The organism is Streptomyces sp. NPDC090088, assembly GCF_044747345.1.
Taxonomy (GTDB): Bacteria; Actinomycetota; Actinomycetes; order Streptomycetales; family Streptomycetaceae; genus Streptomyces.
This window is the reverse complement of the sequence record NZ_JBIVDZ010000004.1, coordinates 764,665-778,686: the sequence shown is the minus strand read 5'-3', so window position 1 is coordinate 778,686 and position 14,022 is coordinate 764,665. Positions and strand designations below refer to the sequence as shown.

At 72.6% G+C, this 14,022-nt stretch carries 8 protein-coding genes and 1 pseudogene; 7 read left to right on the top strand and 2 right to left on the bottom strand.

The annotated features are described in order from the left end of the window. The first annotated feature begins 83 nt into the window (after window positions 1-83). The 3 genes from ACIPSJ_RS23475 (at window position 84) to ACIPSJ_RS23465 (ending at window position 4,394) form a co-directional block, all read left to right on the top strand. Window positions 84-1,520, top strand: a complete 1,437-nt coding sequence (locus tag ACIPSJ_RS23475; protein ID WP_401348459.1) for a 2-oxoadipate dioxygenase/decarboxylase family protein — start codon at window positions 84-86, stop codon at window positions 1,518-1,520. After that, complete coding sequence (locus ACIPSJ_RS23470; RefSeq protein WP_401348456.1) at window positions 1,517-3,046, top strand: aldehyde dehydrogenase family protein; 1,530 nt, start codon at window positions 1,517-1,519, stop codon at window positions 3,044-3,046. The genes ACIPSJ_RS23475 and ACIPSJ_RS23470 overlap by 4 nt, the downstream gene beginning before the upstream one ends. A gap of 124 nt (window positions 3,047-3,170) precedes the next feature. Further along, window positions 3,171-4,394, top strand: coding sequence for a GNAT family N-acetyltransferase (locus ACIPSJ_RS23465; RefSeq protein ID WP_401348454.1), 1,224 nt, complete (start codon window positions 3,171-3,173; stop codon window positions 4,392-4,394). Window positions 4,395-4,453: 59 nt separating this feature from the next. Here ACIPSJ_RS23465 and ACIPSJ_RS23460 read toward each other — a convergent pair whose 3' ends face one another. Beyond that, window positions 4,454-5,518, bottom strand: a complete 1,065-nt coding sequence (locus ACIPSJ_RS23460; protein ID WP_401348678.1) for a PP2C family protein-serine/threonine phosphatase — start codon at window positions 5,516-5,518, stop codon at window positions 4,454-4,456. Window positions 5,519-5,911: 393 nt separating this feature from the next. Between ACIPSJ_RS23460 and ACIPSJ_RS23455 the strand changes: the two genes are divergently transcribed. The 3 genes and pseudogenes from ACIPSJ_RS23455 (at window position 5,912) to ACIPSJ_RS23445 (ending at window position 9,045) form a co-directional block, all read left to right on the top strand. Next, window positions 5,912-6,580, top strand: coding sequence for a glycoside hydrolase family 11 protein (locus tag ACIPSJ_RS23455; RefSeq protein ID WP_401348452.1), 669 nt, complete (start codon window positions 5,912-5,914; stop codon window positions 6,578-6,580). After that, window positions 6,580-7,266, top strand: a pseudogene (locus ACIPSJ_RS23450) (polysaccharide deacetylase family protein); the annotation flags it as partial. The gene ACIPSJ_RS23455 and the pseudogene ACIPSJ_RS23450, both read left to right, overlap by 1 nt. Before the next feature lie 111 nt (window positions 7,267-7,377). Beyond that, on the top strand, window positions 7,378-9,045 hold the full coding sequence (locus ACIPSJ_RS23445) for a tetratricopeptide repeat protein (RefSeq protein ID WP_401348449.1): 1,668 nt from the start codon (window positions 7,378-7,380) through the stop codon (window positions 9,043-9,045). Here the strand turns inward: ACIPSJ_RS23445 and ACIPSJ_RS23440 are convergent. After that, window positions 9,042-11,126 carry a SpoIIE family protein phosphatase gene (locus ACIPSJ_RS23440; protein WP_401348446.1) on the bottom strand — a complete coding sequence of 695 codons (2,085 nt, stop codon included), beginning with the start codon at window positions 11,124-11,126 and terminating at the stop codon, window positions 9,042-9,044. The two genes, ACIPSJ_RS23445 and ACIPSJ_RS23440, sit on opposite strands and share 4 nt — an antisense overlap. A 217-nt stretch (window positions 11,127-11,343) precedes the next feature. Here ACIPSJ_RS23440 and ACIPSJ_RS23435 point away from each other — a divergent pair, with 217 nt between their 5' ends. After that, window positions 11,344-13,821: a SpoIIE family protein phosphatase gene (locus tag ACIPSJ_RS23435; protein WP_401348444.1), complete on the top strand. Its 2,478-nt coding sequence runs from the start codon at window positions 11,344-11,346 to the stop codon at window positions 13,819-13,821. Window positions 13,822-14,022 lie beyond the last annotated feature (201 nt).

The following is a 14,022-nucleotide window of genomic DNA, read 5'->3' as shown; positions in this document are numbered from 1 at the left end:
CGTACGCGGCTTCCGCCCGCGACCCCCGCGTGCCCGGCCCCGCCGTCTGTACGGCGGCGGCCCGGTCGGCGACCATCGAAGACATGATCGCCACTGGGCCAACGGTCAGTCAGTGGCAGCTGCGGGCCGCGTTCGCGGTGCGGCTGTCGGAGATGTACGGGCGGGAGGTGCCCGCGTACACGACGCTGGTGGACGTGTCGCGCGAGGTCAACGAGGACGTCCTGCGCGCGAGGGGAGCCGGCGCCGAACGGCTCGGCTCCCTCGCCCGGGTGACCGCCGAGCGGCACGGCGCCATCCGCGTCGGCACACCGCGCGAACTGGGGCAGGTCGCCAGGGTCTTCGGCGCTCTCGGCATGCACCCGGTCGGCTTCTACGACCTGCGGGAGGCCGCGGCCAGCGCCGTCCCCGTCGTCTCCACCGCCTTCCGGCCGGTCGACGGCGAGGAACTGGCCCGCAACCCCTTCCGGGTGTTCACCTCCCTGCTCACCCCGGCCGACCCCCGCTTCTTCGACGCCGACCTGCGTGCCCGCCTGGAGACCTTCCTCGCCGCCCGCGAACTCTTTCCCCCGGAACTCCTCACGCTGGCCGACCGCGCCGCCGCCGACCGCGAACTGCCGGCGGACGACGCCGAGCGCTTCCTCGAACTGGCCGTGCGGGCCTTCGAACTGTCGAAGGAACCGGTGGACCGGGCCTGGTACCGGACCCTGGAACGGGTCTCCGCCGTCGCCGCCGACATCGGCGGCGTCCGCAGCACCCACATCAACCACCTCACCCCGCGCGTCCTGGACATCGACGAGCTGTACCGCCGGATGACGGACCGCGGCATCGAGATGATCGACACCATCCAGGGCCCGCCGGCCTGGCCGGGCCCCGACGTCCTGCTGCGCCAGACCTCCTTCCGCGCGCTGGCCGAACCCCGCCCGATGCGCACCGAGGACGGCGCCGTCGTCAGCGACGCCCTGCGGGTGCGCTTCGGCGAGGTCGAGGCCCGCGGCATCGCCCTGACGCGCACCGGCCGCGCCCTGTACGACGACCTGCTGGACCGGATCGACACACAGACGTCCGAGCACCCCACCCGCGCCCGTGACGACATCGCACGCACCGTCTGGGAGCGGCACATGCCCGGCAGCGAGGAGGAACTCGCCGCCCGGGGACTCGCCTACTTCACCTACCGGCTCGCCGACGACCGGCCCCGCGACGGCGGCCGGCCGCCCGCCGGCATCGGCGAACTGGTCCGGCAGGGCTGGCTGCGCGCCGAACCCGTCGTCTACGAGGACTTCCTGCCGCGCTCCGCCGCCGGCATCTTCCAGTCCAACCTCGGCGCCGAGGGCACCCGTGACGACGACCGGCAGGGCACCGTCCACGACGCCGACTGGCTCTCCGGCGCACTCGGCCGCGAGCTCCTCGACCCCTTCGCCCTCTACGAGCAGCAGCAGAACCGCTCCCTCGCCCAGGTCGCCCGCACCCTCGGCCTCACCGACCCCCCGCACCGGCTCCGCACCCCTGGAGGACCACGATGACCAGCACCGCGCTGCCCACCACGGACGAGCTGCGCGCCCGCGCCCTGGCCTGCCTGCGGAACATCGGCGCGCGGGTCCCCGAGGGCGAGGACTTCCCGGCCCGCACCCCCGTCACCGGCGAACACCTCCTCGGACTGAAGGCGGCCACCGGCACCGACGTCGAGGAAGCCGTCGCCGCCGCCCGCGCCGCCTTCCTGACCTGGCGCACCACACCCGCCCCGAGCCGCGGCGAACTCGTGCGCCGCCTCGGCGAGTTGCTGCGCGCACACCGGAACGACCTGGCCGAGCTGGTCACCGTGGAGGCGGGCAAGATCCGCTCCGAGGCGCTCGGCGAGGTCCAGGAGATGATCGACATCTGCGAGTTCGCGGTCGGCCTGTCGCGCCAGCTCTACGGCCGTACGATCGCCTCCGAACGCCCCGGCCACCGGCTGGCCGAGACCTGGCACCCGCTCGGCGTGGTCGGTGTCGTCTCCGCCTTCAACTTCCCCGTGGCCGTGTGGTCCTGGAACACCGCCGTCGCCCTGGTCTGCGGCGACACCGTGGTCTGGAAGCCCTCGGAACTCACCCCGCTGACCGCCCTGGCCTGCCACCACCTGCTCGCCCGGGCGGCCGCGGACACCGGCGCCCCCGGAGACGTCCACCGCCTTCTCCTCGGTGGCCGCGACATCGGCGAGCGGCTCGTCGACGACCCCCGCGTGGCCCTCGTCAGCGCCACCGGATCCACCCGCATGGGCCGCGAGGTCGGGCCGCGCGTCGCCGCCCGCTTCGGCCGCAGCCTGCTGGAACTCGGCGGCAACAACGCGGCGATCGTCGCCCCCTCCGCCGATCTGGACCTCGCCGTCCAGAGCATCGTCTTCGCCGCGGCCGGCACGGCGGGCCAGCGCTGCACCACGCTGCGCCGGCTCATCGTGCACCGTGACATCGCCGACGCCCTCGTCGAACGCCTCACCGCCGTCTACGGCAGGCTTCCCGTCGGCAACCCGTTCGACGACACCACGCTGGTCGGCCCGCTCATCTCCACCACCGCCCTGGACACCATGCGGCACGCCCTCACCCGCGTGCAGGCCCAGGGCGGCAAGGTCCTGGCCGGCGGCAACCGCCGACTGGCCGAGGCGGCACCCGGGGCCGCCTACACCGAGCCCGTGCTCGTCCGCGTCGACGAACAGACCGACGTCGTACGGGAGGAGACCTTCGCACCGATCCTCTACGTCCTCACCTACGACACCCTCGACGAGGCGATCGCACTGCACAACGACGTCCCGCAGGGCCTGTCGTCCAGCATCTTCACCCGCGACCAGCGGGAGGCCGAGATCTTCCTGTCCGCCGCCGGATCCGACTGCGGCATCGCCAACGTCAACATCGGCACCTCCGGAGCCGAGATCGGCGGCGCCTTCGGCGGCGAGAAGGACACCGGCGGCGGCCGGGAGTCCGGCTCCGACGCCTGGAAGGCCTACATGCGCTCCGCCACCAACACCGTCAACTACTCCGGCGAACTCACCCTGGCCCAGGGCGTCAGCTTCCTCTGACCGGGCGTCAGCCGTCCTCTCCGCGGGGAGGCGTGAATTCGGTTGACCTGGCCAGGGGCCGGTGCGGCAAGGTGTCGTGGCACCACGAGTCGTGGTGCCCGTATCCAAGGAGGCAACCGCCACGATGGAGATCCGTCCCACGACCGACCAGGACTTCGACGTCTTCGTCGACACGCTCCATGCCGCGTTCGGGAGTTTCCGGGAAACGCCGGCCGAGGGCGGTGGCGGGGTCTGGTGGGCGGCGCTCGAAATGGACCGCAGCCTGTTCGCCGTGACGGCGGACGGACGGCCCGTCGGCACGGCCAGTGCGTACTCCTTCGAGCTCACCCTGCCCGGGGAGATCCTCGTCCCGGTGGGCGGGGTGACCGCCGTCGGCGTGCTGCCCTCGCACCGGCGCCGGGGCGTGCTCACCGCGATGATGCGGCATCAGCTCACCGAGCTGCGGGCCCGAGGGGAGTTCCTCTCCGTGCTGCTGGCCTCCGAGGCCCTGATCTACCGCAGGTTCGGTTACGGCCCGGCGACCTATACCCAGCGGCTGACGGTGCCTCGCCACAAGGGCGCACTCGCCCCCTACCGGGCGCGCGGAGCGGCCGACGCGCCGGAGTCCGGCTCGGTCGAGGTGCTGCGGCGCGCCGAATGCGGCGAGCTTCTCGAGGAGCTCTACGACCGGTACCGCCGCGCGCAGCCCGGTGCGGTGTCCCGGCCGCACCGCTGGTGGACGCTGGGCGCGGGGCAGCCGCCGGTCTCGTCCGCGCAGCGGTACGTGGCCGTGCACCGCGACACCGACGGCGTCCCGGACGGGTACGCCAGCTATGCGATCGGCGAGAACCGGACCCTGACGGTCGACGAGACGATCGCCGTCGACGACGGCGTGTTCACCGCGCTGGCCCGGTTCGTGCTCGCACACGACCTGGTCAGCGAGGTCGTTTTCAAACAAGTACCGCCCGGGCACCCGCTGCGCTGGCAGCTCGTGGACTTCAGGGCCGGCCAGGTCAGCGGCGACATGGACTGGCTCTGGGTGCGGCTGCTGGACATCCCGCGGGCACTGACCGCACGCGGCTGGTGCGCGGACGGGGAAATCGTCCTCGACGTCGACGACCCGTTCCTCGGCGAGCACGGGCGCTATCTGCTGACCGTCCGGAACGGCAAGGCCGACTGCGTCCCGACGGACCGGCAGCCCGACCTGTCCCTGGACGTGAGCGACCTGGGCTCGGTCTACCTGGGCGGCACCGCTCCGAGCACGCTGGTGCGGGCCGGGCACATCCGGGCCCACCGGCCGGGCGCGGCCGACCTCGCCGACGCCCTCTTCCGCGCCGAGCGCGCTCCGCACTGCCTGCACTGGTTCTGACCGCGGACCCGCCCGCCAGGGCCTCACCTGGTCGGCGGCGAACGCTCACAACGTGCGCGTCACGGCAGCAGGAACGCGGTGAGCGCGGCCGTGTCGTCCTGCAACTGGTCGTGGCTGTACTCCAGCAGGTCCTGGTGGAGCCGGTCCAGCAGTTCCGGGGGCGGCACCGGGCCCCAGGAACGCAGCCGCTGCAGCAGCGGGTAGAAGGAGCCGGCCGGGTCCCTGGTCTCCGTGACGCCGTCCGTGTACAGCAGCAGCTGGTCGCCGGGGCCGAAGGCGTAGGTGTCGACGCGGTAGGGGTCCCCGACGAGCATGCCGAGGTTCAGCGGCGGCCCCGGCTGTCCGCGGTCCAGCTCGCGGATCTCGCCGGGCCGGATGAGCAGCGGCGGCGGATGGCCGCAGTTGAGGATGCGGACGATCCGCTCGTCCTCGGGGATCTCGGCGAACACGGCGGTGACGAACCGCTCGCCGGTCTCGCTCCCGCCCAACTGGTCGGCCCGGCGCGTCATGCTGATGTCCACCCGCTCCACCAGGGCCCGGAGGTCGGGTTCGTCGTGCGCGGCCTCGCGGAACGCGCCCAGCATCGCGGCCGCGGTCTCCACGGCGAGCAGTCCCTTGCCGCGCACGTCGCCGATGAGCAGCCGTACCCCGTGCGAGGTGGGCACGGCCTCGAAGAGGTCGCCGCCGATGCGGGCCTCCGCGGCGGCGGACAGGTAGAAGCTCTCCAGCAGCAGGTCGCCGATCCGGTGCGGGACCGGTCGCAGCAGGACGCGCTGGGCGATCTCGGCCACGAACCGGACGTCGGCCAGGGTGCGTTCCCGGCGGATCCGGTGCGCGGCCAGGATCGTGCCCAGGGCGCCGACCAGGGCGGTGCACGCGTAGGCGGCCACGTAGTGCCGCTCCCAGACGAGGCCGACGCTGCGCCCGGCGCAGCACGGCGTTCCGGCCAGTAAGAGTTCGAGGCCGACGGCGAAGACGGTGGCGCCGGCGACGACGGCGGGCGGATGCGCGAAGGCGGTCACCAGGGGCAGGGCGATCAGTGCGAAGCTCACCGGCCACTCCACGGGGGTGACCGGCTCGACCAGCAGCACACCGACGACGTACAGGACCGGCAGCCAGCGCATCCACGCGGGGGGCGCGGGCAGGGCTGGGATGCGACCGTCGTGGCTCACCCGGGACTCCTGGCATACGAATCTCGACAAGACGCCCAGCCTCCCGGGCCCTCACCCGACCCGCCGGTGATTGCTCCAGTCAGCGGCATGTTCCCTCACCGCGGCAGCATTCGGACGGAACGTCGAAACATTCGATGATTTTGAGGCTGATTGTTTGATCTTCAATTGGCCGAATTCCGGTTCATGTGATCGTGTGTAGATAATCGGCCGGTGTGAGCTGCTACGACGGGTGGGCTGGTGCGGCGAAGGTTTCGAAATAATCACCGAAACTGTTGACAGGTGACATGCGCAGACCAACACTCCCCACCAAGCCACACCCGCACAGGCCACACGAGGAGGCACCGCATGAACCCGCTCGACCACGCACTGAGCCGACGGAGCGCCGGCGCCCTGCTGCTGGGCGCCACCGCCGGGCTCGCGCTGCCCGGCACCGCCCGCGCCGCCACGGTCGTCACCACGAACCAGACCGGCACCAACAACGGCTACTACTACTCGTTCTGGACCGACGCGCAGGGCACGGTCTCCATGACCCTCGGCTCCGGCGGGAACTACAGCACCAGCTGGAGCAACACCGGCAACTTCGTCTGCGGCAAGGGCTGGAGCACCGGCGCCCGCCGGAACGTCACCTACTCCGGCAGCTTCAGCCCCTCCGGGAACGGCTACCTGTCGCTCTACGGCTGGACGTCCAACCCGCTCGTCGAGTACTACATCGTCGACAACTGGGGCACCTACCGGCCCACCGGGACGTACAAGGGCAGCGTCACCAGCGACGGCGGCACCTACGACATCTACCTGACGACGCGGTACAACGCCCCGTCCGTCGAGGGCACCAAGACCTTCAACCAGTACTGGAGCGTCCGCCAGTCGAAGCGGACGGGCGGCACGATCACCACCGGCAACCACTTCAACGCCTGGGCCAACGCCGGAATGTCCCTCGGCAGCTTCAGCTACTACCAGATCCTCGCCACCGAGGGCTACCAGAGCAGCGGCAGCTCCAACATCACGGTGGCCTGATGCGCGCCGCAGCGGAGCACTCGTCACGCCCCCTGCTGGCAACGGCCGCCGCGCTCGCGCTGGCCGCCGCGGGCACCCTCGCCGTCGGCGCCGCCCCGGCCCACTCCGCCACCTGCGCCGGTTACGTCGGTCTCACCTTCGACGACGGGCCGTCCACCGCCCACACCCCGGGCCTGCTCGGCGCCCTCCGGGCCAACGGGCTGCGGGCCACCATGTTCAACGAGGGCCAGTACGCGGCCGCCTACCCGGCCCAGGTCCAGGCCGAGGTGAGCGCGGGCATGTGGGTCGGCAACCACAGCTACACCCACCCGCACCTGACCCAGCAGACCCAGGCGCAGATCGACTCGGAGATCTCCCGCACCCAGACGGCCGTCGCCGGTGCCGGCGGCGGGACACCCACCCTGTTCCGGCCGCCGTACGGCGAGACCGACGCGACCGTGCGCACGGTCGAGGCCAAGTACGGGCTCACCGAGATCATCTGGGACGTCGACTCGCAGGACTGGAACGGCGCGAGCACCGACGCGATCGTGCAGGCCGTCTCCCGGCTCACCGGCGGCCAGATCATCCTCATGCACGAGTGGCCGGCCAACACCCTGGCCGCGATCCCGCGCATCGCACAGACCCTCGCGGCCAAGGGCCTGTGCTCCGGGCGGATCTCCGCGCAGACCGGTCGCGCGGTCGCCCCCTGAGCGAGCGCCGGCACCCGTGGCGCGGCGGTCCGTCAACCGCCGCGCCATCCTCATGACTTCGGATGAACGGGGAACTTCCACGGAGTCCGCGTCGATAGGTTCGCCACTGTGGACTACTACGACCTGGGCCGACACACCCGGCCCGTGACCACTTCGTCCGCCGAGGCGCAGACCTGGTTCGACCGGGGCCTCAACTGGACCTACGCCTTCAACCACGAGGAGGCCGTCCGCTGTTTCGAGGCGGCCGGCGCGGCGGACCCGGACTGCGCCATGGCCGACTGGGGCGTGGCCTACGCCCTCGGCCCCAACTACAACAAACCCTGGGAGTTCTTCGACCAGGAGGACCTGGCGCGCACCACGGAGCGCACCCACGCCGCCGTGGAACGCGCCCACGCCAAGGCCGCCCACGCCAGTCCCGTCGAGCGCGCCCTCGTCGAGGCGCTGCGCGCCCGCTACCCGCAGGCCGTCGCGCCGGACGCGGCGGCCTGCTCGGTGTGGAACACGGGCTACGCCGACAGCATGCGGACCGTGTACGAACAGGCGCCCGACGACCTCGACATCGCGGCCCTCTACGCCGACGCCCTGATGAACCTCACCCCCTGGCAGCTCTGGGACATCCGCACCGGCCGGCCCGCGGCCGGCGCCCGGACACCCGAGGCCAGGACCGTACTGGAGCGGGCTCTGGCCACCGATGCGGCCACCCACCACCCAGGCCTGCTGCACCTCTACATCCACCTGATGGAGATGTCCCCGACGCCCGAGGCCGCCCTGCCCGTCGCCGACCTGCTGCGCGGCCTGGTGCCCGACGCCGGGCACCTCCAGCACATGCCCTCGCACCTGGAGGTCCTCTGCGGCGACTACCGGCGCGTGGTCTCCGACAACGCCGCGGCCTCCGCCGCCGACGAGAAGTACCACGCCCGAGCCGGCGCCATGAACTTCTACACCCTCTACCGCTGCCACAACCTCCACTTCGGGATCTACGGCGCGATGTTCCTGGGCCGCCGCCAGGACGCCCTCGCCCTCGCCGCGCGGCTCGAAGCCGCCGTACCCGAAGAGCTGCTGCGGGTGGAGAGCCCGCCGATGGCCGACTGGCTGGAGGGCTTCCCTGCGATGCGGGTGCACGTCCTGGTCCGCTTCGGCCGCTGGGACGACATCCTGCGCCTGCCGCTGCCCGCCGACCCCGTGCTGTACTGCGTGACCACCGCGATGCTGCACTACGCCCGCGGTGTCGCGTACGCGGCCACCGGCCGGATCCCCGAGGCCGAGACGGAACGCGCCCGCTTCCGGGACGCCGTCGCCGCGGTCCCCGGCACCCGCATGCTGTTCAACAACACCTGCGCCGACATCCTGGAGATCGCCGCCGCCATGCTCGACGGCGAACTCGCCTACCGCAAGGGCGACTTCGACACCGCCTTCGCCGCCCTGCGCCGCTCCGTCGACCTCGACGACCACCTCCCCTACGACGAGCCCTGGGGCTGGATGCAGCCCACCCGGCACGCCTACGGCGCGCTGCTGCTCGAACGCGGCCGGGTCGAGGAGGCCGAGGCGGTCTACCGCGCCGACCTCGGCCTGGACGACACCCTGCCCCGGCCCCTGCAGCACCCGGGCAACGTGTGGTCCCTGCACGGCTTCCACGAGTGCCTTCAGCGGCTCGGCAAGGACGGCGAGGCACGGATCGTCGCCCAGCAGCTCAAGCTGGCGGCGGCGACGGCGGACGTGCCGATCACGGCGTCCTGCTTCTGCCGTACGGACCCGGACTGCTGCGGCGGCCGCTAGAGCGTCCGCGCCACCAGCAGGGCCACGTCGTCGTGGTCGTCCGGGTGGCGCAGCCCGTGCAGCAGCAGGTCGCAGGTCTCCTCCAGCGGCCGGTGGGGCTCGTCCAGGAAGCCGAGCAGGACATTCAGCCGGTCGTCGATGGGGTGGCGACGGGTCTCCACCAGGCCGTCGGTGTACAGGACCAGCAGGTCACCGGCGGTCAGGTCGACGGCGGTGGTCTCGAAGGGGATCCCGCCGACGCCGAGCGGGGCGGCCGACGGCAGCTCCAGCAGGGTGGCGGCGGCCCCCGGCCGGGCCAGCGCGGGCGGCATGTGGCCCGCGTTCGCGATGTCGCAGCGCCTGGTGTGCGGGTCGTACACCGCGTACAGGCAGGTGACGATGTAGTGCTCCAGGTCGCAGGTGATCCGGTCCAGGTGCTGGAGCACCGCCGCCGGGGGCAGCTCCAGGTCGGCGTAGGCGCAGGTCGCGGTGCGCAGCCGGCCCATCGTGGCGGCCGCGTCGATGCCGTTGCCCATGACGTCGCCGACGACCAGCGCCGTCCTGTCCTGCGACAGCGGGATCACGTCGTACCAGTCGCCGCCCACCTCGCTCGTCGCCTGGGCCGGCTCGTAACGGGAGGCCAGTTCGAGGCCCGTGTGCTGCGGCGGGTGGTCGGGCAGCAGGCTGCGCTGCAGGGTGAGGGCCGTGTTGCGGACGCTCTGGAACCAGCGGGCGTTGTCGATGGCCACGGCGGCCCGCCCGGCCAGCTCGGTGGCGAGGACGACGTCGTCCTCGTCGAAGGGGAGCGGATTGCGGGTGCGCTTGAGGTCGAGGGCGCCGAGCACCTCGCCGTGCGCGATCAGCGGCACCGCGAGATACGAGTGCACACCGGCCCGCGCCAGCAGGGCGCCCGCCTCGGGGCTGCGGGCGATGCGCGGCAGATCGTGCGGGCCCACATGGGGGACCAGGACCGGGCGCGCGGTGTGTACGCAGAGCGTGACCAGCCGGTCGCCGTCGTAGGCGGCCAGGTTGCCGGGCTGGTCCGCGGCGCGCAGGGCGACCGTGGGATGGGCCGCCTTCAGGGCGAGGGCGCGGAACAGCTCGGGGCCGTTGCCCGGGCGCCGGGAGCGGCGCAGGGCCAGCGCCGAGTCCAGCACGTCCACGGCGACCACGTCCGCGAGGACCGGGGTGGCGATCTCGGCCAGCTCGTGCGCCGTGCGCTCCACCTCCAGCGAGGTGCCCACCCGGGTCGAGGCGTCCGCGATGAGCGCCAGCCGCCTGCGGGCCCGGTCGGCCTCGGCGGCCGCGCGGTGCCGCTCGGTGACGTCGACCACCGAGATGGCCGCCCCCAGCACCCGGCCGCCGGGATCCTCCAGCCGGTAGAACGACAGCGACCAGGCGTGCTCGTGCTCGGGATCGGACGGCGGCCGGCCCACGTGGTACTGGTCCAGCAGGGGCGTGCCGGTGGTGAGCACCTGACGCAGCGCCGACTCCACGGTGTCGATGTCCGGCAGCGGCAGGGTCTCCCGCAGATGGCGGCCGATGTGCTCCTCGGCGGGCACGCCGTCGATCCGCTCCAGCGCCGGGTTCACCAGGAGATACCGCAGGTCGGGGTCGAGCAGGGCCAGCCCGATGGGGGACTGGTTGATCAGCCGCTCGCACAGCGCCAGGTCGGTCTCCACCCGCTGCAGCAGGGTGTGGTCGGCGGCGATGCCCAGCGCGTAGACGTCGCCGAGATCGTCCAGCAGCCGCATGGTGCGGAACTCCGTCAGCCGGCTGCTGCCGTCCTTGTGCCGGACCGGGAAGGCACCGGCCCAGCTGCGCCCGGTCTCCAGCACGTCCGTGAAGAGGCCCACCACGGCCTTCAGATGCTCGGGATCGACCAGCAGCCGCGCCGCGTTCCTGCGCAGCGCCTCCTCGGCCGTGTAACCGAACAGCTCCTCGGCCTGCGGGGTCCAGAACACGATCCGCCCGTGCACGTCCAGTGCCACCGCGGCCACGCTCAGGACGTCCAGCAGACCGGTCGGACGCGCTCTGTCGGGGCCGTACTCCTCACCACCGGAGCCGGCGGCGCCACCGGACCGCAGGGAACCCACAGCCATCCCTCAACCACCTCCACCGGCCACGGGCCGATGCCGACGCAGCTGCTACGGCCCTTCCATGCTGCCCCGTACCCGCCGCTCGCCCAACTCCAGACCGGGTACCCCGTCCCGCGCCGGGCTCCCGTCCGCACCCGCAACCTCACCGTTCTCTCTCCTTGAGGGCCGTGCGTGGCGGGCGGACAAGCAGGAACATGGGGTTACGTAGAGGATGTAGCCAATGAATTCTCCGAATTCTCCGCGCGAGGGCTTCGACGTGCCCGCCCCCGCGGGCCCGAGCGAGTTCCTCGACGCCTCCAGCGACGCGGCGGCGGTGCTGTCGGCCGAGGGCGTCGTGATCGGCTGGACCCGGGGCGCCGAGGCGCTCCTCGGCCACCCGGCCGCCGAGGTGGTGGGCCGCCCCGCGGCGCGGCTGCTCGCCATGCGCGCCGACCCGGCCCGCGCCGCCGGTGTCGCCGAGCGCTGCCGCTCCGGCATGGGGTGGAGCGGTCTCATCCAGGTACGCCACCGCGACGGCCGCGGCATCGACGTCGCCCTGCGGGTCTCCGCCTCCTTCAGCATGGACGGCGGGGAGTGCTTCCTCCTCTCGGCCAGGGAGCAGCGGCCCCAGTGGGCGATGGGCCAGTCCGTCCTCGACGGGTTCCTCACGCGCTCACCCATCGGCATGGCCGTGATGGACCTGGACCTGCGCTACGTGTGGCTGAACGACACCCTGGAGCGCTTCGGCGGAGTGCCGCGCGAGCAGCGCCTGGGCCGCCGGCTGAGCGAGCTGCTGCCGGGTCTGGAGGCGACCACCATCGAGGGTCTGATGCGCAAGGTGCTGACGACCCGGGAGCCGGTCACCGACTACGAGTACCTCGGCTGGAGCTGGGCCGACCCGCACCGCCCACGCGCCTACGCCACCTCCTTCTTCCCCCTCGTCGACACCGGCGACTCGGTGACCGGCGTCTGCTACCTGGTCACCGACGTCACCGAGCGGTGGAGCGTCCGCCAGCTGCTGTCCATGGTCAACGAGGCCGGCACCCGCATCGGCACCACCCTCGACGTGCTGCGCACCGCGCAGGAACTCGCCGACTTCGCCGTCCCCCGCTTCGCCGACTTCGTCATCGTCGACCTCCTGGAGCCCGTCCTCAGCAGCGAGGGCCACGGGGCCTGGCTGACCGACGCGGGCCCGGCGCCCGTCAGACCGGTGATGCGACGCGCCGCGCTGAAGACCGTGCGGGAGGGCCACCCCGAGGCCGTGGCGCGGGTCGGCGACCGGGTGGACTTCCTCCCTCCGCCGCACGGCGTCGACCTGCTCATCCGGGGCGAGCCGATCCTCATCCCGGTCCTCGACCCGGACGACCACCTGTGGGTCACCGAACAGCCCGCCCGCGCGGTCCGCATCCGGGAGTTCGGACTGCACTCGCTCATCTCGGTCCCGATGCGGGCGCGCAACACCGTCCTGGGCCTGACCACGTTCGCCCGCTCCCTCAACCCGGTCTCCTTCCAGCCCGACGACGTCCTGCTCGCCCGGGAACTGGTGGCGCGCGCCGCCGTCTGCGTCGACAACGCCCGCCGCTACACCCGGGAGCACACGGCGGCGGTCACTCTCCAGCGCAGCCTGCTGCCGCAGGCCCTGACGGGCGGTACGGCCCTGGAGGTGGCCTCCGCCTATCTGCCGGCGGACGCCACGGACGGTGTCGGCGGCGACTGGTTCGACGTGATCCCGCTCTCCGGCGCCCGCGTCGGCCTGGTCGTCGGCGACGTGGTCGGCCACGGCCTGTCCGCGGCGGCGACCATGGGCCGGCTGCGCACCGCCGTGCGCACCCTCGCCGACATGGAGATGCCCCCCGACGAACTCCTCGCCCACCTCGACGATCTGGTGCTGCGGCTCGGGGAGGAGGAGAGCGCGGGCGCGGGCGCCGAGGGCAGCACCGACACCTTCGTCGGGGCGACCTGCCTGTACGCCGTCTACGACCCGGTGACCCGGCGGTGCGCCATGGCCCGCGCGGGGCACCCGCCGCCCGTCGTCGTGGCACCCGACGGGCAGGTCGACTTCCCCGAGATGCCGCCCGGACCGCCGCTCGGGCTCGGCGGCATGGCCTTCGAGGCCACCGAGATCGAACTCGCCGAGAACAGCCTCCTGGGCCTCTACACCGACGGTCTCATCGAGGGCGCCGACCAGGACGTCGATCGGGGCATGTCCCGGCTGCGCGCCGCCCTGAGCGGCCCGGCCACCGACCTCGACGCGCTGTGCACCTCCACGGTCCAGCGACTGGTCCCGGTTCCCCAGCCCGACGACATCGCCCTGCTCCTGACCCGTACCCACGCCCTGGCCGCCGACGACGTCGTCTCCTGGGACGTGCCCGTCGACCCGGCCGCCGTCGCCGACGTCCGTGCCCGGGCGACCCGCCAGGTCGTGGAGTGGGGCTACGACGAGCTGGCGGTGACCACCGAACTCATCGTCAGCGAACTCGTCACCAACGCCATCCGCTACGCGGAACCGCCCATCCGGCTACGGCTGTTGCGCGACTCCCGGCTGACCTGCGAGGTCGCCGACGCCAGCAGCACCGCCCCTCGGCTGCGGCACGCCCGCAGCACGGACGAGGGCGGCCGGGGACTCTTCCTGGTCGCCCAGCTCGCCCACCGCTGGGGCGCCCGCTACACCGGCGACGGCAAGATCATCTGGGCCGAGCAGGAGTTCCCGCAGTCCTAGGGCGCCGAGGGCCGGAGGACCGGGGCTCTGTCGAATTCGCACGTTTGGCCGTACGCTGTCAATTCATAAGGATTCGGCAGCAATTGGGGGAGCCGCCATGTCCGGGGACACGTACGGTCCGTACCAGGGACCGCCGGATCAGGGACCACCTCCGGGCCAGGGGGGCCCGGATCAAGGGGCGCCGCAGCAGGGTGCCCCGGG